The sequence below is a fragment of the Xanthomonas sp. NCPPB 3583 genome (assembly GCF_041475715.2).
Lineage (GTDB): Bacteria > Pseudomonadota > Gammaproteobacteria > Xanthomonadales > Xanthomonadaceae > Xanthomonas > Xanthomonas euvesicatoria.
Genome location: NZ_CM191263.1, coordinates 31,223 through 54,119, shown reverse-complemented (window position 1 = coordinate 54,119; position 22,897 = coordinate 31,223). Strand labels below are relative to the sequence as shown.

The following is a 22,897-nucleotide window of genomic DNA, read 5'->3' as shown; positions in this document are numbered from 1 at the left end:
CGGTAACGTGCGGTCTACCGCGAGCCGCGCTGGTTCTCCCTACTGGACCGCTGCGGCAGCCGGCAAACCGGTGCGAACAGCTGTCGGCGATGGCGATCGGCTGGCGTAATGCGCGCGCCAAGAAGCAATGCGTTCCCGAACCTGCACGTGGTGCATGCCAACTGCTGGTACCGACCATGCGCCCCTGACGGTGAGCGCAGCGGTCTGGTCGATCGCGCCTAGTTGTTCTTCGCCCGCTCTGCTTCTGCTTGCGCTTGGTCTGCCTCTGCTTGCGCTTTTTCGGCCTCGACCTGCGCTTGCGCTGCCTCGCGTTGCGCTTGCGCCGCTTCCCGTTGCCCACGTTCGGCCTCGGCGCGGCCCTGAAGAGCGGCCTGCTTGGCCATTTCGACCTGGTGCCGCGACAGCGCGTCCGCCTGGCGCACCGCGGCCGCATACGCGTATTGCGCCTGACGATGCTGTTGCGTCATTTCGCGAATCTGCTGCTCGGCTTGCCGCGCTTGCTGTTGCGCTTCCTGTTTGGCCTGCGCCAGTTCCGGGCCTAGCGAGGCCAGTTGTTCGCGTGCGTCCTGCAATGCGTCCTGCGCGGCCTGCATGCGGTCTTGCTGCAGTTCAAGGTCGTGGTTGTCGGCAGCGAGCGCATCGTGCACGGCGGCTTGCGCGTCACGGCTGGCATCGCGGCGGATGCGGTCCAGGTCGAGATTCCAGCCGCTGTCTATCGGGTCTGCGTCCTCGTCATGCAGCGGTTCGGCGCCCAGCACATCGGCGATGACACCGTGCGTGGCAGGGGCGGCCACTTGCGCCGGCGCAGCTGGCAGCGCCGGCAACGCGCGCATCGGCGCTGCGGCGTCGGCAGGCTCCGCCGTGCTGCTGACCTGTGCACGCGGCGCTGCCGGGGCCGTCACCACGACCGGCTGCATGCCGGCAGACGTCACCGGTGCCGGCACCGGCATGGCCACCAGGCGCAGCGGCAGCACACCGCAGACCGCCACCGCGGCCAGAATCATCGCGGCAGCCAGCCGCGGAAACGCGTGGGTGTCCTGCAACATCGACAGCCTGCGCTTCAAGCTGATGAACGAAGGCGAGGCACTTGCCACGCCACCGCGCGGGCGCGGCGCCACACCCAGTTGCAGCAACAAGCGGCCGTAGTCGTGGCGGCAATGGCGGTGCCCGGCGACCACGGCGGCATCGCAGGCGGCTTCGCGGGCGATTGCATATTCGCGCGCGGCCAGATGCACCAGCGGGTGGAAGAAGAACAGGTGCTGCGCCAGCGCCGGCAGCAAGCCCCACCACAGATCGCCACGACGCAGATGGATCAGTTCATGGGTCAGTGCCATGTCCAGATCGTCATCGGCCATGTGCGGCAAGCGTGCAGCGGGCAACAGCAACACCGGTTGCCACGGGCCGATCAACTGGGGCGAATCGATCTGCGCCGACAACCGCAGCGCCGGCGGGCGCGACAAGCCATGCGCTTCAGCAGCCATCTGCAACGCCTGCACCAGGGCGCGGTCGTTGCAGGGCTGCGCGGCGCGCACCAATGCACGGCTGCGCAGATAGGCGCGCGCCGTGCCGGCGGCCAGCACCAGCACGCCGGCCGCCCACAGTGCCAGCAATGCCACCGGCCAGGTCGACCACGCGCCAACCTGCATGGCCTGCGCGGTGACGCCTGCATGCGCGGCCGTGGATGCCGCGGCGGTGGCGTTTGCCAGTGGCGCCAGGCTGTCGGCCGAGCCCAGCGCCGTGGTCACGCTGTGCGCCGGCAGCACCGGCAACTGCACCGGGTTGCTCCACACCAGGCCCACCACGGCCTGCACGCCCACCAGCCACCACAACCAGGTCTGCGTGGCTGCCGGCAGGCGGCGCACGCCGCGGCACAGCGCCCATACCACCAACACCAGCACCGCGGTCTGCACGCTGGTGGCGCCAAGCTTCCATAACACCGCTTCGATCAGGGGCGACATGACTCAATCCTCCTTGCGCTGCGATTGCAGCTTGGCAACCAATGCTTCGAGTTCGGCCAGTTCGGTATCGCTGACTTCGGCGCGTTGCGACATCCACGCCACGAACGGCGACACCGAGCCCTGCAGGGTCTTCTCGACGAACTGCCCCACTGCCCCGCGCACCACATCGTCCTGGCCGGCGGTGGCGCTGTAGCGGTACACACCCTCGACCTGCTTGCGGCGCAGGAAGCCCTTGGCCCGCAGCCGCTCCATCATGGTCAGCACGGTGGAGCGGGCGAGCCCGCGCGGCTCGCCGAACGCCCCCGCCACTTCGCCCACGCTGGCATGCCGCTGTTCTTCGATGTATTGCAGCAGGGCCAGCTCCTGGTCCCCGATGGTCTTGCCGCGCATGGCGCTCTCCATGACTACAGTTGTCGCTACCGTAGGCCTGACGACAGCTGTAGTCAATAGGTCGGATGGCAGGGGGACGTGTGGGTGGCCGTGGCGTCTGTGTGCCTTTGCCAAGGCCCGATGGCACGGGCAACCGCTTGCGCGCAGAAGCTCGCCACGTGCTGGCGGACCTGGCGCACGTTCAACAGAACCGCGCCACCGCCCTACCCCTTCAACACCAACGACGCGTCCGGATAGCGGGCGCAGATGAAATCCACGAAGGCGCGTACCTTCGGCGCTGCCAGGCGCCGGGAGGTGTGCAATACCCACAACGCCGGCGCCACGCCGGAGATCGTTCCCCACTGCAGCAATTGGCCGCGGGCGAGTTGCTGCCACGCGATCGACTGCGGAATCAACGCAACGCCGCCACCGGCAATCACCGCATCGCGCACCATCAGGAACGAGGAAAACCGCATCCGCGGAATCGGCTCCAGGACCAGGCGCCCACCATCCAGCGTCCAGGTCGTGGGCTCGAAGCTGGACATCACCACGCCGGGCACCGGATGCACCGCATCGCCAGACGGCATGGCGATGGACGGTGCGGCCACCACCACCAACCGGTCCTTGGCAAAGCAACGCCCGACCAGGCGGCTGTCCGGGCTTGGGTTGATGCGGATGGCGACATCGAACTGCTCTTCCATCAGATCGACCGTGCGGTCCTCGGCCACCACCTCCAGCGTGATCTCCGGATAGGCCGCACAGAAGTCGGCGCCGATGTGCCCCATCGCCAGTTGGGAGAACAACACCGGGGACGCCACGCGCAAGCGGCCGCGCGGCGATGACAACCCCTCGCGCGCGGCTGTCATCGCCTCGGCCACCTCGCTCAGCGGCACCTGGGTGCGCTCCATCAACTGCTGTCCTGCCTCGGTGAGCTTGAGTCCACGGGCACTGCGCTCGACCAGGCGCACCCCCAGCTGTTCCTCCAGCTCGGTGATGCGCCGCGACAAGGTCGCCTTCGATCTGCCGCTCGCGCGGCTGGCCTTGCCCAGCCCCTGGTTGGCGGCCACCAGCGAGAAATCGATCAGGGCATTGAGGTCCATGCTGTTCCACATCTGAAACGGGATGTCTACATCCTGGCGTCTTCGTACTGGCAGTGCAACGGCATATCGTTGCCCCACCCACCAGGCGGCCGCACCGGCAGCAGCACCACCGCACCGGCCGCTTCGCTCCGATCCAACCGTCCATCCAACGCAGGAGATTCACCATGAGCATTCTCGTCACCGGTGCCACCGGCACCGTCGGTTCCCTGGTCACCCAAGGCCTTGCCGACGCCGGCGCGCAGGTCAAGGCGCTGGTCCGCCAGCAAGGCAAGCGCTCCTTTCCGGCAGGTGTCACCGAAGTGGTGGCCGACCTCACCGACGTCGCATCGATGCGCGCCGCACTGGCATCGGTGCGCACGCTGTTCCTGTTGAATGCGGTCACCCCCGACGAAGTGACCCAGGCGCTGATCGCATTGAATCTGGCCAAGGAAGCCGGCATCGAGCGCATCGTGTATCTGTCGGTGATCCATGCCGACACGTACACCAACGTGCCGCACTTCACCGGCAAGCACACCGTCGAGCGCATGATCGAAAGCCTGGAAATTCCGGCAACGATCCTGCGGCCGGCGTACTTCATGCAGAACGAAGGCATGGCGCAGCAGACGATCACCGAATACGGCCTCTACCCGATGCCGATCGGCGCACAGGGCATCGCGATGATCGATGCGCGCGACATCGCCGATATCGCAGTGGTCGAGCTGCTGCGCCGCGACCGTGCAGACGGTCCGTTGCCACGCGTCACGCTCGACTTGGTCGGCCCGCAGGCACTGACCGGGGTGGATGCGGCCAAGGTCTGGAGCGCAGCGCTTGGGCGCGAGATCGCCTACGCCGGCGATGACGTGGCCGCCTTCGAAGCACAGCTGGCGGCGTACGGCCCGTCGTGGCTGGCCTATGACATGCGCCTGATGATGGCCGGCATCCAGCGCCTGGGGATGCACGCGGCAGAGGGCACGGTGGCGCAGTTGCAGGCGCTGCTGGGACGTCCGCTGCGCACCTATGAAGCCTTCGTGCGCGAGGCGACTGCGCCGGCGTGAGCGCAGGCGGCGTAGCAAACGCGGGGATTCTCGCGCTTGCTACGCGATGTGCGCGGCGTCAGGTCGGTTCGCGATTGCGTTAGTGCGCCTGCGCAGGCACCAGGTCGAAGATCTGTTCGGTTGCCGCATCTACCGCAGCGCGCGTGTACAGCAGCGGGAAATAGCGTCCCTTGAGCCATAGCGGTGCGAGGTCGCGATAATGCGGGCTGGCCGGGTCGCCGGACTGGCCGGGGTAATTCATGGCGCGAGAGTTATCCCAATTGCCCAGGTCGATGATCAATCGTGCAGAAGGACCGATCGTCTGGCGAAAATCGGCAGGGTCGTAGCTGGACTGATTCGGCGTATAAGGGCTGCCGCCCTTGGCGAACGGGCCGACATCAAGCAGCGCGCGATCGGCCCCGGCCACCGCGCTCATCGCATGCGAGATCTTGTTGGTATGCAGTTTGCCCCATTGCCACTGCGAGGCATCGGGGCCTTGCAGCGAGACAAGCGCCTGGTACGCACTGCGCAACGACTGCAGCAGCAACTGGTCGCGGCGTGCGGCCGGCGTTGCGCCGAACGCGGCGCCGGGATGTTCCAGCGCATCCAGCATGGCCGCGGCATCGGGCGCGCCGAAGCTGTCGGCCTCCGACGGCTGTAATCGCAACGCTTTGTATGCATTGCCCAGATAGCGACTGAACCAGACCTCTTCCAGCGCTGCGGCGGGCGACGCGGCGCTGACCTCGCCATTCCATGGCCGCAGCAGCGCCAGTGCGGCGCTGATATCAGGGTCCTGCGAACGCAGCGGTCGCAACAATGCGGCCAGGCGTTGCGCGGGCAACGAGACCTGATCGTTCTGCAGTTTTTCCGAATCCTCCAGCGTCACCTTGGGCAGCTGCGAGAGCACCTGGGTGATGCGGGCATGGCGAGCCTCATTGGCCCACTCGAAGCCGAGTTTGCGCTGCGCAACCGGGTAGCCGGCGGGCAGGTTCATCTCGTTGGAGGTGGTGATGAAGCCGGCTTTGGGATTCTTCGACCAGGGCAACACCGTGCTGTCCCAGAAGCCGTTCCATTCGTAGCGGCCATCGCCGGGCACGGGCAGCAATCCATCGCCGTGATCGCGGCGCGGGGTCATGCCGGCGGTGGCCCAGCCGATGGTTCCGCCGACATCTGCATAGACCTGGTTGACCGACGGCGCTCCCCAATGGGCGAGTGCGGCCTTGAACTGCACGAACGCGTTGCTGCGCAGGTAGCGTAGCGAGCCCAGATAGGGCGCCGCGCCGGGCTGGCTCCATACCGACCGCAGCGCATACGCCACATGTTTTTCGACATCGACATAGATCACCGGCCCGTGACGGGTGAATTGCAGCTCTGTTGTCACCGGCGCGGCGCCGCGCACGGCGATCTGTTCGTGCTCGCTGCGCAGCGGCTCCCATTTGCCCTGGTACCAGTACGCCGCGTTGTCGTCTGGACGCAACCGATACACGTACAGATCTTCCTGATCGATGTTGAAGATGGTCAGGCCGAACGCGCTGGTTCGGTTATGCCCGATCGCGATGCCAGGCGCGGTGGGCTCGCCGGCACCGATGATGTCCAGACCAGGGCTGTTGAGATGCACGAAGTAGCGAAGACTGGGCACGTTGTAGGCCCGATGCGGGTCGTCCGCCAGCACCGCGTGACCGGTCGCGGATTTCTGCGACGCGATGACCCAGTTGTTGCTGCCTTCGGCAGAGGCGTCCTCGTCAATGGCCGATGACGTCGATGCGATTGCCGCAAGTTGCGTGCTTGCGCTCAGCTTGGGGCTTTGCGTCGCCAGCTCGTAGACCTTCAGCACGTCTTTCGGCAGACACGGGTCCAGCCCGTCCGGCAGCGTGGTGGTCCAGGCCGGCTGCAGTCTCAGGCGTATCGCATCGACAGCCAGCGAGGCCTTGCAGGCGACGTTCGCACGCGCCACTTCGCTTTTGACATTGCGGCTCAGGCCGGTGGTGCGGATGCGCAGCACATCCTCCGGCGCCCAGCGTTCGGGGCGATACCCCAGCTTGTCGAATTCGTAGGGCAGTGCCTGCGGGTGACTGTCCAGCCATGCGATATACGCATTGATGCCGGCGACGAATCGGCCCACGTCGTGCCGGGCAGTGGGCCCGTAACTGCTCCATTCCTGTGCCATGTCGCCGCGATACAGAAACAGCCGCGCGGCACGGTCCTGTTCCACATAGGTTGGCCCGAACGCATCGGAGAGATGGCCCAGCCCTTTGCGGCGAAGTAGATCCAGCTGAAACAAACGGTCTCGCGCCACATTGAAACCCTGCACGAAGAACGCGTCGTCGTCGGTCTGCGCGTAGATATGTGCCAGGCCCCACCTGTCCACGCGGATCTGCGCCGGCCGTTGGAGACCTGCCACCGTCATGGTGGCTTGGCTGGGCGCGGGCGCTGCACGTGCAACCGAAGGCGGCAGCGCCGCGCAGGCAACGAATGCAAGCAGCAGCGGTTTGATGGTCATGCTACTGATCGTCTGGGTTGGAAGCAGGAGTCTGCACCTCTCGCGCTGCTGGGCGAGGCGCTGTCCGGAAACACTGGATTGGCAAGCGAATCCAGGTAGCCCAGCGTTGGCGCAGCGTGTCCGGCGCGCTGACGATCACCGGCAGACACGGGTGAGGCCCGTCTCTGACACGGTGCCGCGCAGCATCTTCATGCCATCCCGACAACGCCACCTTCACGCTTGCGGCATTCTTGCCCTGGAGCTTCCCGATGATCCGTATCCTCGCCCCACTCGCTGCCGCTGCGTTGTTGTCGGCCTGTGCCTCCAACCAGGTGGCGCAGGTGCAGCCCATCGACGGCGCCATCTCCGGCCAGTGCCATAGCGACAAGGTGCGTGGTGCGGTGGGTCTGGCGGCGGCCGCGCAGACCATCGAACGTGCACGCGTGGATAGCGACAGCCAGCGCGTCATCGTGCGCCGCGGCGAGCGCGCCAGCGGCGGCACCACCGCCAGCGGCCTGGCCGACCCGGCCCAGGGCGCCAGCGAAAGCGGCGGCGATCAGCTCACCATCGAAACCGGCCCGAACAACAGCATCACGGCCATCTATTGCGGCTGAGGATTCGGGATTCGGGAATCGAAATTCGGGATTCGGTACGGCACTCGCTGCTGTCTGCGTCCCGAGGCGGCCACCTGGAATGGTTGACACCGCGTCGCTGATCGTCGCCAGGCGGACATGAGCGACGCGCAGGAACCGGCGTGCGCGCGGTACGTGATGCCCGCACACGCCGACACCCTGGCTGTGACGAATGCCGTGGCGTGTCAGCCTCGGGCGCTTACGCCGACTTGCGCCTTGCCGCAGACGTCGTCTGCGTCTTGAGCCTCCTGCGCGAAGCGCTCAAAAACTTCAGCGTGGCCGCTTCCCACTGGCGCTCGCCACGCACACCGGTGGCCATGGCCTGCAGCTGGCCCGCACGCCAGCCTTCGAAGACGCATGGGTCGATGTAGGCCTTGCGACACACCGAGGGCGTATTGCCCAAGGCATCGGCCACTTCGCGGATGACATCGTTCTGCACTTGCTTGAGCGCACGTTCGCTGCTGCGCTCCGGCAGCGGCAGCCGGGCCAGGCGTTGCAGCGCGGCCAATGTGCCGCCCCAGGTGCGGAAATCCTTGGCGGTGAAGTCTTCGCCCATCGCCTCGCGCAGATAGTCGTTGACCTCGCCCGAATCCACCGGCTGCAACTGGCCGTCGTCGTCGCGGTACTGGAACAGCGACTGCCCCGGCAGCTGCTGGCATTGCCGGATCAGTTTGACCAGTTGCTTGTCGTCCACTTCGATATCGTGATCCTGGCCGCTCTTGCCGCGGAATTTCAGCCGCGCGCGTCCGCCCTTCAGAAATTCCATGTGCCGGTTGCGCAGCGTGGTCAGCCCGTACGAGCGATTGCTGCGCGCGTATTCGGCATTGCCGACGCGTACCAGGGTGTCGGCCAGCAACGCCACCACGATCGCCAGCACCTTTTCGCGCGGGAATCCCGGCAGCACCAGATCGCGACGCAACCGCCGCCGCAACTTGGGCAGCGCAGTGCCGAAGGCGATCACGCGTTCGAACTTGCCTTCGCCGCGGACCTGCGCCCAGTCGGCGTGATAGCGGTATTGCTTGCGCCGCCGCGCATCGCGCCCGGTCGCCTGCAGGTGGCCATTGGGCTTGGCGCAGATCCACACGTCGGTATAGGCCGGCGGAATCGCCAGCGAACGGATGCGCTGCAAGGTGTCGGCATCGGCGATGCGTTGCCCGTCGGCATCGCGGTAACTGAAGCTCTTGCCGGCCTTGCGGCGACTGATGCCGGGCTGTTGGTCGTTGACATAGGTCAGCCCGGCCGCACGCGCGGTCGCCTTGGCCTGCGCCACAGCGGCTGCGCTTGCCACAGCGGCCGTGGCGACGGCGGCGCCGGTGGCGACCGCCGCGAGCTTGCCGGCGGTACTGACGGCGACTGCGGCATTGCGAACAACACGTTTGGCTTTCATTGCGCACAGGTCGAGGGACTGGCCGCGATTGTTGGCCGCAGCAAGACTAGGCTGCGTCAACGCTACGACAACGCCGTGTGCGCAAGCCATGCCCGTCGCGTGACTTTGTGCTTATGCTTGGGCATCCCCCCTTTGCTGGAGTGATCGATGCGCGCTGTTCTACCTGTTGCTCGCCTGACCTGCACCCTGGTGATGCTGGCTGCATTGACTGCCTGCAACAAACCGCAACCCGATGAGCAGGAAGCCGTCACCGCCAAGGCCCAGCACGCGGCCGAACAAGCCGCTGCGCCCGCACCGGATGCAGCGCCGGAAGCGCCGCCGATCGGCACTTGCGATGCCACCCAGGTGCAATCGCTGGTGGGCCAGCCGTTGACCGATGCGGTGGGCGAACAGGCACGCAGCGATGCCGGCGCCAAGTCGGTGCGTGTGCTCAAACCCGGCCAGATGACCACCATGGAATTCAATGGCGAACGGCTCAATCTGGAAGTGGACGCCAAGAACGTGATCACCTCGGTGCGCTGCGGCTGAGACGGCCTTGGCGCCTGTCGCAAGACCGGCGCCAAGCCTGCTGGCACAAGGGGTTGCAGCGGTTCTCGTTGCAGCTGTAACGGTGTATTGCGGCACCGCATCAACTGTGGTCTAGTCGATCATCCGGTGACCTCTTCGAACGCTCCACGGATCGAGCGCTGCGACGTCGTCGCCGCTCTCCTAAGATCGCAAAGAGGCAGACATGGCCCCCCGCACTCGCCAAGGGCTCAACGACGACGGTCTCTACAACAGCGTGCGCGACGAGCGCGACGCGTGTGGTTTTGGCATGGTCGCCCAGTTGGACGACCAACCCTCCCGCGCGCTGGTGGATACCGCGATTGCGGCGCTCTCGCGCATGACCCACCGCGGCGGTGTCGCCGCCGACGGGCTCACCGGCGATGGCTGCGGCCTGCTGATTCGCAAACCCGATGCGTTCCTGCGCGGGCTCGCGCGCGATGCCGGCATCCCCCTGGGCACGCGCTACGCGGCCGGCGTGGTGTTCCTGCCGCTGGACGAGGCCGACGCCGCACGATGTCGCGCCGAACTGGAAGCGCAGCTGCAGGCCGCCGGCGTGCAGCTGCGCGGCTGGCGCGTGGTGCCCACCGACGACAGCGTGTGCGGCCAGCTGGCGCGCGACACCTTGCCGCGCATCGAGCAGGTGTTTGTCGATGCCGGTGCGGAGCAGACCGAAGACGGCTTTACCCTGGCGCTGTTCCTGGCGCGCCGTCGCGCCGAGCAGCAGCTGCAGGGCGTGCCGGACTTCTACGTCACCACCCTTTCGCCCAATGGCATCAGCTACAAGGGCATGGTGCTGCCGGACAAGCTGAGCACCTTCTACCCGGACCTGCAGCGCAGCGACCTGGCCTCCAGCGCGATTGTCTTCCACCAGCGCTTTTCCACCAACACGCTGCCGCGCTGGCCGCTGGCGCATCCGTTCCGGCTGCTCGCCCACAATGGCGAGATCAATACGATCGAAGGCAATCGCCGCTGGGCGCAGGCGCGCAGCAAGGTGTGGCAGACCCCGCGCTTCGACATTGCCGAATTCGATCCGGTGATCTCCATGCATGGCTCCGATTCGCAGAGCCTGGACAACATGCTGGAGCTGCTGATCGCCGGTGGCATGGACCTGCTGCAGGCGCTGCGCATCCTGGTGCCGCCGGCGACCCAGTCGCTGGAGTTCAAGGACGCCGACCTGGCGGCGTTCTACGAGTTCTACGGCCTCAACACCGAACCGTGGGACGGCCCGGCCGGCATCGTCGCCTGCGATGGCCGCTACGCGGCCTGCATGCTCGACCGCAACGGCCTGCGCCCGGCGCGCTGGATGCTGACCTCCGACCGCCACTTCCTGGTCGCCTCCGAGGCCGGCGTGTGGGAATTGCCGGCCGAGCGCATCACCCGCAAGGGCAAGCTGGGCCCGGGCGAGATGATGGCCATCGACCTCAAGCGCGGCGACCTGCTCGATTCCGATGCCATCGACCGCATCAACCGCGCGCGCGCGCCGTACAAGCAATGGCTGCAGCAGGGCGTGACCTACCTGCAGACCGAATTGATCGACCCCTCGCTGGTGGAAGAACCTTTCAGCGAACAGACCCTGCGCAGCTATCACAAGTTGTTCCAGCTCAGCACCGAGGAAGTGGAACAGGTGCTGCGCCCGCTGGCCGAGACCGAGCAGGAAGCCACCGGCTCGATGGGCGACGACACCCCGATGGCGGTGCTCAGCCGTCAGACCCGGCCGCTGTACGACTACTTCCGCCAGGCGTTCGCGCAGGTCACCAACCCGCCGATCGACCCGCTGCGCGAAGGCATCGCGATGTCGCTCACCACCCAGCTCGGCAAGGAGACCAATATCTTCCACGCCGGTGCGGAGACGGTGAACCACGTCATCCTCAACTCGCCGGTGCTCAGCCAGCGCAAGCTGCGCCAGCTGCTGAAGATGGAGCAGTACGTCGAGCGCAACCGCCTGATCGACCTGTCCTACAGCCTGGAAGAAGGCCTCAAGGCCGGGCTGGAGCGCATCTGCCAGGAGGTGGAAGCCGCCGCGCGCGACGGCGCGGTGATGCTGCTGCTGTCGGACCGTTACCCGGTGCCGGACCGGCCGATGGCGCATGCGCTGCTGGCCACCGGCGCGGTGCATCACCACCTGTGCAAGGTGGGCCTGCGCTGCGACGTCAACCTGATCATCGAGACCGGCACCGCGCGCGACCCGCACCACATGGCCTGCCTGCTCGGCGTCGGCGCCACCGCGGTGTATCCGTACCTGGCCTACCAGACGCTGTTCGACCTGGGTCGGCGCGGCATCCTGCAGCTGAGCAAGGGTGGCGAGCAGTCGCAGATCGGCCGCCGCTATCGCAAAGGCATCTACAAGGGCCTGTCCAAGATCATCTCCAAGATGGGCATCTGCACCATCGCCAGCTATCGCGGTGCGCAGCTGTTCGAGATCGTCGGGCTGGACCCGGACGTGGTGGACCTGTGCTTTGCCGACACCCCGGCGCGTATCGGCGGCGTGGATCTGGCACGGCTGGACACCGAGGCGCGCGAGCTGACCGTGCGCGCCTGGAACGACCAGCTCAAGCCGGAAGTGGGCGGGCTGCTGAAGTACGTGCACGGCGGCGAGTACCACATGTACAACCCCGACGTGGTCATGACGCTGCAGCGTGCCACCCGCACCGGCGATGCCGGCGACTGGCAGAAGTACGTGGACGCGGTGCATGCGCGCCCGGCCTCCACGCTGCGCGACCTGGTGCAGCTCAAGCGTGCCGACACCCCGACGCCACTGGATCAGGTGGCCCCGGCCGAAGATGTGCTGCGGCGCTTCGACAGCGCCGCCATCAGCCTGGGCGCGTTGTCGCCCGAGGCGCACGAAGCGCTGGCCATTGCGATGAACCGCCTGGGCGGGCGCAGCAACTCCGGCGAAGGCGGCGAAGATCCGGCCCGCTACGGCACCGAGAAGCGCTCCAAGATCAAGCAGGTGGCCTCCGGCCGCTTCGGCGTGACCCCGGAATACCTGGTCAATGCCGAGGTGCTGCAGATCAAGGTCGCCCAGGGCGCCAAGCCCGGCGAGGGCGGCCAGCTGCCCGGCCACAAGGTCAACGAACTGATCGCCCGGCTGCGCTACGCCAAGCCCGGCATCGGCCTGATCAGCCCGCCGCCGCATCACGACATCTATTCCATCGAAGACCTGGCGCAGCTGATCTACGACCTCAAGCAGGTCAACCCGACCGCGCTGGTCTCGGTGAAGCTGGTGGCGCATGCCGGCGTCGGCACGATTGCCGCCGGCGTGGTCAAGGCCGGCGCCGACCTGATCACCGTGTCCGGCCATGACGGCGGCACCGGTGCCAGCCCGGTCAGTTCGATCCGCTATGCCGGCGTGCCGTGGGAACTGGGCGTGGCCGAGTCGCACCAGGCGCTGGTGGCCAACGATCTGCGCGAGCGCACCATCCTGCAGACCGATGGCGGCCTGAAGACTGGCCTGGACGTGGTCAAGGCCGCGCTGCTCGGCGCCGACAGCTTCGGCTTCGGCACCGCGCCGATGATCGTGCTGGGCTGCAAGTACCTGCGCATCTGCCACCTCAACAACTGCGCCACCGGCGTGGCCACCCAGGACGAGCGCCTGCGCGCCGGCTACTTCACCGGCCTGCCGGAGCGGGTGGAGCACTTTTTCCGCCTGCTGGCCGAAGAAGTGCGCCAGTGGCTGTCGTACCTGGGTGTGCGCTCGCTGGACGAGATCGTCGGCCGCACCGACCTGCTGGAACAGCTGGAGGTTTCGCCGCGCCCCGGCGTCAAGGTCGACCTCTCGCGCCTGCTCACGCATGCCCGCTACGACGGCAGCCACTGCGCCGCCCAGCGCCTGTACGAATCGCCGGACAGCCTGGCCACGCAGATGGATGGCCTGCTCGCCGATGCGATCGCGCACAAGAGCGGTGGCGACCATCGCTTCCTGATCCACAACACCGACCGCTCGATCGGCGCACGCCTGTCCGGCGCCATCGCGCGCGCGCACGGCAACCACGGCATGAGCGATGCGCCCTTGAACCTGCGCTTCCGCGGCACCGCCGGGCAGAGCTTCGGCGCGTTCAACGCCGGTGGCCTGCAGCTGGAGCTGGAAGGCGAAGCCAACGACTACGTCGGCAAGGGCATGGCCGGCGGGCGATTGGTGGTGCGTCCGCCGCGCGGCGCGCGCTTCGAGGCACGCAACACGCCGATCGTCGGCAACACCTGCCTGTACGGCGCCACCGGCGGCGAGCTGTTCGCGGCCGGGCGGGCGGGCGAGCGCTTTGCGGTGCGCAACTCCGGCGCGCTGGCGGTGGTGGAAGGCGCCGGCGACCACTGCTGCGAATACATGACCGATGGCATCGTGCTGGTGCTGGGCAAGGTGGGCCTGAACTTCGGCGCCGGCTTCACCGGTGGCCTGGCCTACGTGCTGGATATCGAACGCGACTTCGTGGACCGCTACAACCACGAGCTCATCGACATCCACCGCGTCTCGGCCGAAGGCTTCGAGAACCATCGCCAGCATCTGCATACGCTGATCAGCCGCCACCGCGAGCTGACCGGCAGCATCTGGGCGCAGCAGATCCTGGACGAGTTCCGCGACTACATCGGCAAGTTCTGGCTGGTCAAACCCAAGGCCGCCAGCATCGAGTCGCTGACGGAGTCGCTCAGGCGTGCCGCCTGAGTGACGGGATTGGGGATTCGCTCAAGCCATGCGACCTGTCGTCGCCTTGGCAAATCCCGATGTCCGAATCTCCACTCCCTGCTCTCACGCATCGAGATTGCCTGTTCGAGATTCGCACTGCGTCAGACCCATGTCGCCCGCTGTTGCGAATCCCCAATCCCAACTCCCGAATCCCAGCCCCTATGAGCCGCAAGCAAGCCTTCCAATTCCTCGACCTGCCCCGGACCATGCCCACGCGCATTCCGGTGGAACTGCGCACCTCCGGCGACTGGGGCGAGTTGTACGGCAAGTTCGACAAGGCCGATGCGCAATACCAGGCCGGCCGTTGCCTGGACTGCGGTAACCCGTATTGCAGCTGGAAATGCCCGGTACACAACGCCATCCCGCAGTGGCTGCAGCTGGTGCAGGAAAACCGCATCGAGGAAGCCGCCGCGCTATGCCATTCCACCAACCCGCTGCCGGAAGTGTGCGGGCGGGTGTGTCCGCAGGACCGCCTGTGCGAAGGCAGCTGCACGCTGGAGGAATTCGGCGCAGTCACCATCGGCGCGGTGGAGAAGTACATCGTCGACACCGCCTTCAAGATGGGCTGGCGCCCGGATCTGGGCAACGTGCAGCCGACCGGCCACCGCGTGGCGGTGATCGGCGCCGGCCCGGCTGGGCTGGCGTGTGCGGACCGGCTGGCGCGTGCCGGCATCGAGGCGGTGGTCTACGACCGCTATGAGCAGATCGGCGGGCTGCTGCAGTTCGGCATCCCCAGCTTCAAGCTGGACAAGTCGGTGATCGGCAAGCGCCGCGAGATCCTCGAAGGCATGGGCGTGCAGTTCCGCCTGGGCGTGGAGATCGGCCGCGACGTCAGCATCGAGCAGTTGCTGGGCGAATACGACGCGGTGTTCTTAGGGACCGGCGCGTATCGCTACACCGACGGCGGCCTGCCCGGGCAGGACCTGAAGAACGTGCTGCCGGCGCTGCCGTTCCTGGTGCAGAACAGCCGCATCGTCAGCGGCAACGACCCGCACGGCCGGCCGATCGCCGGCTGGGAAGACCAGCTCGCCCTGCCCGACCTCGCCGGCAAGCGCGTGGTGGTGCTGGGCGGTGGCGATACCGGCATGGACTGCGTGCGCAGCGCCATTCGCCTGGGTGCGGCCAAGGTCACCTGCGCGTATCGCCGCGACGAAGCCAGCATGCCCGGCTCGGCGCGCGAGGTGGCCAACGCGCGCGAAGAAGGCGTGCGCTTTTTGTTCAACCGCCAGCCGCTGTCGATCGAATCCGGCGCCGACGACGAAGCCATCGGCGTGACCGTGGTGGAAACCAAGCTGGGTGAGCCCGACGCCAGCGGCCGCCGCAATGCGGTGCCGGTGGAAGGCAGCGAATCGCTGCTGGAAGCGGACGTGGTCATCATCGCCTTCGGCTTCTCGCCCACCCTGCCCGATTGGTTGGCCTCGCAGGGCGTGGAAGCCGGCAGCAACGGCCGCATCGTCGCCCCGGCCGACGGCAACGGCCGCCTGCCCTACCAGACCAGCAACCCGCGCCTGTTCGCCGGCGGCGACTGCGTGCGCGGTGCGGACCTGGTGGTCACCGCAGTGGCCGAAGGCCGCGATGCGGCGGGAAGCATCGTGCAGCTGCTGGGGGTGAACGCGCAGGTCAAGGAGCCGGCTGCGGCATGAGGGTGATGAGGAGCATATGGATCGCGCCTAGCTCAGCAAGGCGAAGAATCTTTCCTACAGAGACCCCGAAGTCGCGCCTCAAGAGCTACGTGAGATAGAACTAGCAATACCTGAGCTGGACGTTGCGCCTCGCATTCGACATCTAAAGATCAACGAACTCAATGATGCCCGAGGGTACAGGCAAGCTGCGCTCTTAGCTTGGGCATGTCACATAACCTTGCGCTGCCCGTACGCTTCTCTCCGTCGAAGCGTGTGGCAGCCTGGTGAGAGAGAAGTGCACGGCACTTTGCATCGATTCATCTGAAGGAACTCGTTTCGGAATCACTCAACAGCCCGACCACTATTCAGGCGATTATTGCTGGTTTTGCGAAATCAACGTCTTGTTTTGCCGGGTTCTACACGTTCGGCTTCAACGAGAATCACTACAAGCCAAACCGAGACTCGGGTCGATTAGACGTAGACATGAAGAAATTAACCTTGCGGAGCCTGCCTAGCTCAGTTTTACCTGAGTACACATCAGTTTCGAAAATCGTTTATGAAAAAAACTGCTGCGTCGTACACTTGACCGCCCATGCCTCTAATAGGACTGTCCAAATCATTTTTAGCGATGTGGTCGGCGTAAAGATACTGGACGAACGCGATTTCTCTGAATTCTGGCGCTGCAATATGGAATCATTTGATGAGATAGAGGGAGCAACCGTCTCACAGGTTCTCTTTGGCGGTTGGAGCCAGCACGATGAAGTACTTGAGTCGTATATTCCAACAGGATTCTACGGCGAAGTTATGGAGTTTTTCATCGCTGACCACTCTGAGTGCATCAACGTTCTATGCACAAAGGAACCCTCTATCCACATCGTTGATTAGCTCGCCAGCAGAGTAGCGAGGTGTATTACCGTCCGCATCGACAGCGACGCAGACGGCAACATTACAGCGTGACGTAACAACTACTCAGGCCGCCTTATCCAGCGTGGCCATATCGATCACAAAGCGGTACTTCACGTCGCTCTTGAGCATGCGCTCGTAGGCCTCGTTGATCTGGTCGGCGCGGATGGTTTCGATGTCCGAGACGATGTTGTGCTTGGCGCAGAAATCCAGCATTTCCTGGGTCTGGCGGATGCCGCCGATCAGCGAGCCGGCCAGGGTGCGGCGCTTCATCACCAGGTTGAACACCGCCGGCGACGGGTGCGACTGCTCGGGCACGCCCACCAGCACCATGGCGCCGTCGCGCTTGAGCGCGTTGAGGAACGGGTCCAGGTTGTGCGGCGCGGCCACGGTGTTGAGGATAAAGTCCAGGGTGTTGTACTGCGCAGCCATCTGCGCTTCGTCCTTGGAGATCACCACTTCGCTGGCGCCCAGGCGCAGCGCATCGGCGCGCTTGCTCTCGGAGGTGGTGAACAACACCACGGTGGCGCCCATCGCCTTGGCGATCTTCACCGCCATGTGGCCCAGGCCGCCCAGGCCGACCACGCCCACCTTCTGGCCCGGACCCACCTTCCAGTGTGCCAGCGGCGAATAGGTGGTGATGCCGGCGCACAGCAACGGTGCCACCGCGGCCAGGTTGTCGCTGTGGGTGATGCGCAGCACGTATTTCTGGTCGACCACGATATGGTCGGAATAGCCGCCGTAGGTGTTCTCGCCGCCGCCGAACATCGGCCCGTTGTAGGTGCCGGTGAACCCCTGTTCGCAATACTGTTCTTCGCCTTCCTGGCAGGAGGCGCAGCTGCGGCAGCTGTCGACCATGCAGCCGACACCGGCCAGGTCGCCGACCTTGAAACCGGTGACCGCATTGCCGACGGCGGTCACGCGGCCGACGATCTCGTGGCCGGGCACCGAGGGGTACAGCGTGTTGTGCCATTCGTTGCGTGCGGTATGCAGGTCCGAGTGACACACGCCGCAGTAGGCGATGTCGATCTGCACGTCGTTGGGGCCGGGCGCGCGGCGTTCGAACACGAACGGGGCAAGTGGTTGATCGGCGGCCTGGGCAGCGTAGGCGTGGGCTGTGCTCATGGGAAAACTCCGGGGGTGTTGCGTCGTCGGCAAGGCGCGCCAACAACGGGAAGAAAGGGTCGGTAGCTTAAAACGCGCGGATGTCGCACTCCTGCGACAGTGCGTCTTACCTGGTCTCTTGCGAACGCGAGCGCAGCGGCATGATGCGCCTTGCGCGTGTTCGCACGCGGTCAAATCCGCGCCATGCGCGTGAATGGCGCACTAACGTGCGAGCTCCCAGACTCACGCAGCAGCAGATGGCGCTGCACCATCTGCGCTGGCCGTGCCCTCCCCCGCGGCCGCCCACGTCGATGCCGAAGGAGACTCCCATGTTCCGCACTCCCCCGCACTTTCCCCGCTTGCGCATCGCCGCGCTCGCGTTGACCTTGCTCGCCGCCACCCCACTGGTCCAGGCCAAGGAGCCGCCCGGCCCGAAGAAGGACACCGCCGGCCTGAAGTATGTCGGCGTCAATCTGTCCGGCGCCGAGTTCAACTCGCGCAAGAAGCCTGGCACCTTGTTCAAGGACTACACCTACCCTGCCGCCTCGGATTTCAGCTATTTCGCCGGCAAGGGCATGAATACGATCCGCCTGCCGTTCCTGTGGGAACGCGTACAGCCCGAGCTCAATGGCCCGCTGGACCAGGCCCAATTGGGCTTGATCAAGAAGTCGCTTGAAGCAGCCAAGGCCAACAAGCAATACCTGATCCTGGATCTGCACAACTACGCCACGTACAACGGCAAGCGCATCGGCACCAGCGATGTGCCGGCCGGCGCGTTGGCCGATCTGTGGCGCCGGCTGGCGCTGGAGTTCAAGGACGACAAGGCGGTGATCTTCGGGCTGATGAACGAGCCCAATGGCATTTCCGCACCCGACTGGGCCAATGCCGCGCAGGGGGCGATCAACGCGATCCGCAAGACCGGCGCGAAGAACCTGATCCTGGTGCCGGGCACCGCCTACACCGGCGCACACAGCTGGCGCAGCACCAGCTACGGCGTCTCCAACGCAAAGGCGCTGGAAATCCTCAAGGACCCGGGCAACAACCTGGCCTTCGAAGCGCATCAGTACCTGGACAAGGACTACAGCGGCACCAAGCCGGTGTGCACCAGCGACTCGGTAGGCCAAGAAAAGCTGCAGGGCTTCACTTCGTGGTTGCGCGAGAACAAGCAGAAGGGCTTTCTGGGCGAATTCGCCACGGCCAACAATCCGGTCTGCGACAAGGCGCTGGAAGGCATGCTGACCTACATGGAAAAGAACAGCGACGTGTGGCTGGGCTGGACCTGGTGGGCGGCGGGCGCGTGGTGGAAGCCGGACTATCCCTTCAACGTGCAACCGGGCAAGGACGGCAGCGACAAGCCGCAGATGGCGATCCTGAGCAAGTACGCACGCCGCGCCGGCAAGTAAGCAGCGGCGCAGCCAGAGGTGGTCGCAACCAGTGTTGCGGCCACTTTTTTGTCATTGCCGCAGCGCGTGGGGCCGCCTGCTTCGGAGAAGGGCAGACCGCCGCTGGCTCGCTGCGGGCAGCAGAAGGCAGAGGCAATCGCGCGCCAGCTCACGCGCTGCGTGTTGCCGATGTGCGCTGTTCGATGGCATGCAACAGCCCGGTATCGAGCGCTGGCCATATCGTCCATGCGCTGGTGCAACTTGCAGTGCGAGGCTGCCGTCTCGGCGACGCCCTGATGCGACGCCTGCGCGCCACGATGCATGGACGACGCGCGAGCGATCTCATCCAATCCGCGCTATCGCGTCGACGTCCGCACTACACCTGCGCACTGTCTGCCGCTGTGGCTGGCATTGCCCGGCGACAGCATCGCCAATCAGGCAACCCATCGTGATGGACAGATAGGCGCTGCAGCGCAGAGGCATTGCACGAATGCAGCTGCATTCGCCCGCGATGTACAGCACGCCATCGCGCAGGCGATGCGCGCCACTGTTCGAAGCGTGTGCAAACGGTGCGGTACGTTCGCGCCATGCGTGCGCGCTCTAACACAAGAACTGCGGGTCACTGCACAGCTTGGCCGATTGATCCCTCTCAACCGTGGTTTGTGCGGGCGTATACGCCTAGTCTGGTGATGGACGCGTTGCTGTCTTACATCGAACGAGCTCATACCCGCATCAGCGCGCCGTCCTTGCACAGGTCTTTCGCACGCAGAAGTCTCAGGAGTTCCCCCATGAAATCCCTCACCACGCGTACGCGCCGGCCGCGTTGCCGCGCGCTGTCTTTGCTATTGCTTGCCGTCATGCCGCTCGCGCAGGCGCAAAGCACTTCCGGCCTGAAGTATGCAGGCATCAATCTATCCGGCGCCGAGATCAAATCCTCACAAAAACCCGGCGTGCTCAACATCGATTATCACTATCCGGCGGCCGACGAATACGCCTACTTCGCCGGCAAGCACATGAACACGGTTCGCCTGCCGATCCTGTGGGAACGGCTGCAGCCAAAAGCGGGCGGCGAGCTGGATCCGGCGCAGCTGGCGTTGATCCGGCAGGCGGTCGCCAACGCCAAGGCGGCCAACATGTACGTGATCGTGGATGTGCACAACTACGCCAAGTATTACGGCCACACCATCGGCAGCACGAAAGTGCCGATCAGCACCTTCAACGATCTATGGCGACGGCTGGCGATCGCCTTCAAGAGCGACAACGCCGTGATCTTCGGGCTGATGAACGAGCCTTACGACATCGATCCGCAAGCGTGGGCAAGAGCCGCGCAGGCGTCGATCGACACCATTCGTAAAACCGGTGCAAACAATCTGATTCTGGTGCCGGGTGCGTTATGGACAGGCGCGCATAGCTGGTACTCCACAGTGGCCGGGCAATCCAATGCAGTGGCGATGGCATCCATTCGCGACCCGCTCAATCGGTATGCCATCGAAGCGCATCAATATCTGGATGCCGATTCCAGCGGCACCAGCGGCGGGTGCGTCAGTGCCACGATCGGAGTCGAGCGCCTGCGCAGTTTCACCGAATGGCTGCGCCTGAACAAAAAACGCGGGTTTCTTGCCGAGTTCGGTACCGGCAACACGGTCACCTGCAATCTCGCGCTCAACGGCATGCTGGGCTACATGGAATCCAACAGCGATGTGTGGATGGGCTGGTCCTGGTGGGCGGCAGGCGCGTGGTGGAGCAGGGCGTATCCGTTCAACGTGCAACCGGATGCGCAGGGGCGCGACAAGCCGCAAATGTCGATATTGAGCCCACGTGCGCGCCGGATTACCGATTAAGCGCGACCAACGCGCCCAGCAAATAGTCGTCAGCTGGGCGCGGATGGCACGCAAACCACACCGTAGGTGATCCACGCCAAGCGCCTGCCGCGCCCGCCTGACGCCTGCACGCGGGTGCTGTCGCTGCTGTTGGCAACGATAGCGCCAGTGCAGGCACGTGCGGGCGCCGCAGGCAATCGTCATCACACGTCGCTCTTCCATCCGGTAGCGAGCGCGCTTTCTACCGGGCTGAGCATTATCGCGATCGGACACTTTTCCTGGTCTTTTCGCGGAAAGATCGAGGCAGCCTATGCCTGCAACCTCGGTTGCACTTCAATGCGGCATGGCGTCATGGACATGACGTCATGCCACTGACGGCAGGCGCTTCTATACGACGCAAAGTCGACAGCACGGACGAACCCACGCCGCACTTGCGCAAATACCGGCCCATATCTGGCGCTTTTGTGCGGCCTATCAATCTCGACAACGCACTTTGCAGAGTGTGACTGCGATGCAGTTCGCATATTGGCGCTGAACTGGCCACCGGCAGCAATTGGGCACGGCTGATGCATTGACTTAGACCGATGCAGTGCATCGCACGTAACGCGCATGCACTTACCCGCATCGCCCCCGTCTGAGGAGTTGTGTCATGTCTGCTGTCTGCTTTTCGTTGCGCGCGCTACTGCGCTCTACGCTGCTTTTCATCGTGTTCGGTAGCCTGTCGCTGGCCCACGCGCAGACGCGCGCGCTCACCTATGCCGGCGTCAATCTTTCAGGTGCCGAGTACGCATCGTCCAAGAAGCCCGGAGTCCTCAACAAGGACTATATGTACCCCGCGACCAACGATTACACCTATTTCGCCGGTGTCGGCATGAATACCATCCGCCTGCCGATCCTGTGGGAGCGGCTGCAGCCCACCGCGAACGGCGAACTGGACCCGGCACAGCTCGCGTTGCTGCAGCAGGCGGTGGCACGCGCCAAGGCAGCCGGTATGTATCTGCTCATCGATATCCACAACTACGCCAAGTATTACGGCTACAAGATCGGCGGCCCGGAAGTACCGGTGGCCACGTTTACCGATCTCTGGCGTCGTCTGGCACTGGCATTCAACAGCGACAACGCGGTGATGTTCGGGCTGATGAATGAGCCCAACAATATTTCGGCCAGCGAATGGGCCGGCGCAGCGCAGGCCGCCATCGATGCCATCCGCAGGACCGGTGCCAATAACCTGATTCTGGTGCCCGGCGCATTGTGGACCGGCGCGCACAGTTGGTATTCCCCCACGAGCGATGGCTATTCCAACGCCACCGCGCTGACCGCCATCTACGACCCGCTCAATCGCTACGCCTTCGAAGTGCACCAGTATCTGGATGCCGATTCCAGCGGCACCAGCAGCACCTGTGTCAGCAGCACCATCGGCGCCGAGCGCCTGCGCAACTTCACGCAGTGGCTGCGCACCAACCGCAAGCGCGGCTTTCTGGGCGAATTCGGCACCGCCAACAATGCGGTGTGCAACCAGGCGCTGCAAGGCATGTTGGCACACATGGAAACCAATGCAGACGTGTGGCTGGGCTGGACCTGGTGGGCGGCCGGTTCGTGGTGGAACCTCAGCTACGCGTACAACGTGCACCCCAACAAGGACGGCACCGACAAGCCGCAGATGGCGATCCTGTCGCCACAGGCCGCACTCGCCACGCGTGCGCCGGTTGCGACTGCCGCAGCGCGCAGCTCCGCTGCATCGACCTCGGCAACAAGCACATCCGCTGCACGCACGACACGCTGATGCCAAGCAAAGCCGCCGCAAGGCGGCTTTTCCAGCGCACGCAGCGCGCGGGCACACGGCGTTGGCAAGGTGAGAAGCACACGCACGTTGCTGCGATTGCGATCGTGGATAACACACGATG

The 22,897-nt window shown here is 65.2% G+C and carries 16 protein-coding genes and 1 pseudogene; 11 read left to right on the top strand and 6 right to left on the bottom strand.

What is annotated here, in order from left to right; genetic code table 11:
- Nucleotides 1–218: 218 nt before the first annotated feature.
- The 3 genes from ACCQ07_RS00225 to ACCQ07_RS00215 all read right to left on the bottom strand — a co-directional run bounded on the left by ACCQ07_RS00225 (nucleotide 219) and on the right by ACCQ07_RS00215 (nucleotide 3,427).
- Nucleotides 219–1,958 (bottom strand): M56 family metallopeptidase, encoded by a 1,740-nt coding sequence (locus tag ACCQ07_RS00225; RefSeq protein WP_031420478.1) that lies wholly within the window; start codon nucleotides 1,956–1,958, stop codon nucleotides 219–221.
- 3 nt (nucleotides 1,959–1,961) lie between these two features.
- Nucleotides 1,962–2,360, bottom strand: a complete 399-nt coding sequence (locus ACCQ07_RS00220; protein ID WP_008572904.1) for a BlaI/MecI/CopY family transcriptional regulator — start codon at nucleotides 2,358–2,360, stop codon at nucleotides 1,962–1,964.
- Between the two features lie 191 nt (nucleotides 2,361–2,551).
- Nucleotides 2,552–3,427 (bottom strand): LysR family transcriptional regulator, encoded by an 876-nt coding sequence (locus tag ACCQ07_RS00215; RefSeq protein WP_014088886.1) that lies wholly within the window; start codon nucleotides 3,425–3,427, stop codon nucleotides 2,552–2,554.
- 164 nt (nucleotides 3,428–3,591) lie between these two features.
- Between ACCQ07_RS00215 and ACCQ07_RS00210 the strand changes: the two genes are divergently transcribed.
- Entirely contained in the window at nucleotides 3,592–4,461 is an 870-nt protein-coding gene (locus tag ACCQ07_RS00210) for an NmrA family NAD(P)-binding protein (RefSeq protein ID WP_372363673.1), read from the top strand.
- Between the two features lie 79 nt (nucleotides 4,462–4,540).
- Here ACCQ07_RS00210 and ACCQ07_RS00205 read toward each other — a convergent pair whose 3' ends face one another.
- Nucleotides 4,541–6,940, bottom strand: coding sequence for a penicillin acylase family protein (locus tag ACCQ07_RS00205; protein WP_372363672.1), 2,400 nt, complete (start codon nucleotides 6,938–6,940; stop codon nucleotides 4,541–4,543).
- 248 nt (nucleotides 6,941–7,188) lie between these two features.
- Between ACCQ07_RS00205 and ACCQ07_RS00200 the strand changes: the two genes are divergently transcribed.
- Nucleotides 7,189–7,533: a hypothetical protein gene (locus ACCQ07_RS00200; RefSeq protein WP_031420473.1), complete on the top strand. Its 345-nt coding sequence runs from the start codon at nucleotides 7,189–7,191 to the stop codon at nucleotides 7,531–7,533.
- 217 nt (nucleotides 7,534–7,750) lie between these two features.
- Here ACCQ07_RS00200 and ACCQ07_RS00195 read toward each other — a convergent pair whose 3' ends face one another.
- On the bottom strand, nucleotides 7,751–9,028 hold the full coding sequence (locus ACCQ07_RS00195; protein WP_372363670.1) for a DNA topoisomerase IB: 1,278 nt from the start codon (nucleotides 9,026–9,028) through the stop codon (nucleotides 7,751–7,753).
- A 57-nt stretch (nucleotides 9,029–9,085) separates the two neighbouring features.
- Between ACCQ07_RS00195 and ACCQ07_RS00190 the strand changes: the two genes are divergently transcribed.
- The 4 genes from ACCQ07_RS00190 to ACCQ07_RS00175 all read left to right on the top strand — a co-directional run bounded on the left by ACCQ07_RS00190 (nucleotide 9,086) and on the right by ACCQ07_RS00175 (nucleotide 16,669).
- The gene (locus ACCQ07_RS00190; protein ID WP_011345797.1) at nucleotides 9,086–9,466 is read left to right on the top strand and encodes an I78 family peptidase inhibitor; all 381 of its coding nucleotides are present in this window, start codon (nucleotides 9,086–9,088) and stop codon (nucleotides 9,464–9,466) included.
- Nucleotides 9,467–9,668: 202 nt separating this feature from the next.
- Complete coding sequence (gltB, locus tag ACCQ07_RS00185) at nucleotides 9,669–14,141, top strand: glutamate synthase large subunit (RefSeq protein WP_372363669.1); 4,473 nt, start codon at nucleotides 9,669–9,671, stop codon at nucleotides 14,139–14,141.
- Nucleotides 14,142–14,323: 182 nt separating this feature from the next.
- A complete protein-coding gene (locus tag ACCQ07_RS00180) occupies nucleotides 14,324–15,805 on the top strand; it encodes a glutamate synthase small subunit GltD family protein (RefSeq protein WP_031420468.1) in 1,482 nt (493 codons plus the stop codon).
- Nucleotides 15,806–16,267: 462 nt separating this feature from the next.
- A complete protein-coding gene (locus ACCQ07_RS00175) occupies nucleotides 16,268–16,669 on the top strand; it encodes a hypothetical protein (RefSeq protein ID WP_126952716.1) in 402 nt (133 codons plus the stop codon).
- A gap of 84 nt (nucleotides 16,670–16,753) precedes the next feature.
- Here the strand turns inward: ACCQ07_RS00175 and ACCQ07_RS00170 are convergent, their stop codons facing one another.
- Nucleotides 16,754–17,812 (bottom strand): NAD(P)-dependent alcohol dehydrogenase, encoded by a 1,059-nt coding sequence (locus tag ACCQ07_RS00170; protein ID WP_184423030.1) that lies wholly within the window; start codon nucleotides 17,810–17,812, stop codon nucleotides 16,754–16,756.
- A 308-nt stretch (nucleotides 17,813–18,120) separates the two neighbouring features.
- Between ACCQ07_RS00170 and ACCQ07_RS00165 the strand changes: the two genes are divergently transcribed.
- From ACCQ07_RS00165 to ACCQ07_RS00145, 5 genes and pseudogenes are all read left to right on the top strand, one after another.
- Nucleotides 18,121–19,194: a glycoside hydrolase family 5 protein gene (locus ACCQ07_RS00165; RefSeq protein WP_372363668.1), complete on the top strand. Its 1,074-nt coding sequence runs from the start codon at nucleotides 18,121–18,123 to the stop codon at nucleotides 19,192–19,194.
- A gap of 233 nt (nucleotides 19,195–19,427) precedes the next feature.
- A pseudogene (locus tag ACCQ07_RS00160) lies at nucleotides 19,428–19,829 on the top strand (hypothetical protein); the annotation flags it as partial.
- Nucleotides 19,830–19,961: 132 nt separating this feature from the next.
- Entirely contained in the window at nucleotides 19,962–21,014 is a 1,053-nt protein-coding gene (locus tag ACCQ07_RS00155) for a glycoside hydrolase family 5 protein (RefSeq protein ID WP_109290582.1), read from the top strand.
- Nucleotides 21,015–21,080: 66 nt separating this feature from the next.
- Nucleotides 21,081–21,368, top strand: a complete 288-nt coding sequence (locus ACCQ07_RS00150) for a hypothetical protein (protein ID WP_146200096.1) — start codon at nucleotides 21,081–21,083, stop codon at nucleotides 21,366–21,368.
- A gap of 274 nt (nucleotides 21,369–21,642) precedes the next feature.
- The gene (locus ACCQ07_RS00145) at nucleotides 21,643–22,776 is read left to right on the top strand and encodes a glycoside hydrolase family 5 protein (protein WP_127166456.1); all 1,134 of its coding nucleotides are present in this window, start codon (nucleotides 21,643–21,645) and stop codon (nucleotides 22,774–22,776) included.
- Nucleotides 22,777–22,897: the final 121 nt, after the last annotated feature.

Excerpts from the sequence above, each read along its gene's own strand:
- ACCQ07_RS00225 (WP_031420478.1), bottom strand. The coding sequence starts at position 1,958 with ATGTCGCCCCTGATCGAAGCGGTGTTATGGAAGCTTGGCGCCACCAGC.
- ACCQ07_RS00220 (WP_008572904.1), bottom strand. The coding sequence starts at position 2,360 with ATGGAGAGCGCCATGCGCGGCAAGACCATCGGGGACCAGGAGCTGGCC.
- ACCQ07_RS00215 (WP_014088886.1), bottom strand. The coding sequence starts at position 3,427 with ATGGACCTCAATGCCCTGATCGATTTCTCGCTGGTGGCCGCCAACCAG.
- ACCQ07_RS00210 (WP_372363673.1), top strand. The coding sequence starts at position 3,592 with ATGAGCATTCTCGTCACCGGTGCCACCGGCACCGTCGGTTCCCTGGTC.
- ACCQ07_RS00205 (WP_372363672.1), bottom strand. The coding sequence starts at position 6,940 with ATGACCATCAAACCGCTGCTGCTTGCATTCGTTGCCTGCGCGGCGCTG.
- ACCQ07_RS00200 (WP_031420473.1), top strand. The coding sequence starts at position 7,189 with ATGATCCGTATCCTCGCCCCACTCGCTGCCGCTGCGTTGTTGTCGGCC.
- ACCQ07_RS00195 (WP_372363670.1), bottom strand. The coding sequence starts at position 9,028 with ATGGCTTGCGCACACGGCGTTGTCGTAGCGTTGACGCAGCCTAGTCTT.
- ACCQ07_RS00190 (WP_011345797.1), top strand. The coding sequence starts at position 9,086 with ATGCGCGCTGTTCTACCTGTTGCTCGCCTGACCTGCACCCTGGTGATG.
- gltB (WP_372363669.1), top strand. The coding sequence starts at position 9,669 with ATGGCCCCCCGCACTCGCCAAGGGCTCAACGACGACGGTCTCTACAAC.
- ACCQ07_RS00180 (WP_031420468.1), top strand. The coding sequence starts at position 14,324 with ATGAGCCGCAAGCAAGCCTTCCAATTCCTCGACCTGCCCCGGACCATG.
- ACCQ07_RS00175 (WP_126952716.1), top strand. The coding sequence starts at position 16,268 with ATGAAGAAATTAACCTTGCGGAGCCTGCCTAGCTCAGTTTTACCTGAG.
- ACCQ07_RS00170 (WP_184423030.1), bottom strand. The coding sequence starts at position 17,812 with ATGAGCACAGCCCACGCCTACGCTGCCCAGGCCGCCGATCAACCACTT.
- ACCQ07_RS00165 (WP_372363668.1), top strand. The coding sequence starts at position 18,121 with ATGTTCCGCACTCCCCCGCACTTTCCCCGCTTGCGCATCGCCGCGCTC.
- ACCQ07_RS00155 (WP_109290582.1), top strand. The coding sequence starts at position 19,962 with ATGAAATCCCTCACCACGCGTACGCGCCGGCCGCGTTGCCGCGCGCTG.
- ACCQ07_RS00145 (WP_127166456.1), top strand. The coding sequence starts at position 21,643 with ATGTCTGCTGTCTGCTTTTCGTTGCGCGCGCTACTGCGCTCTACGCTG.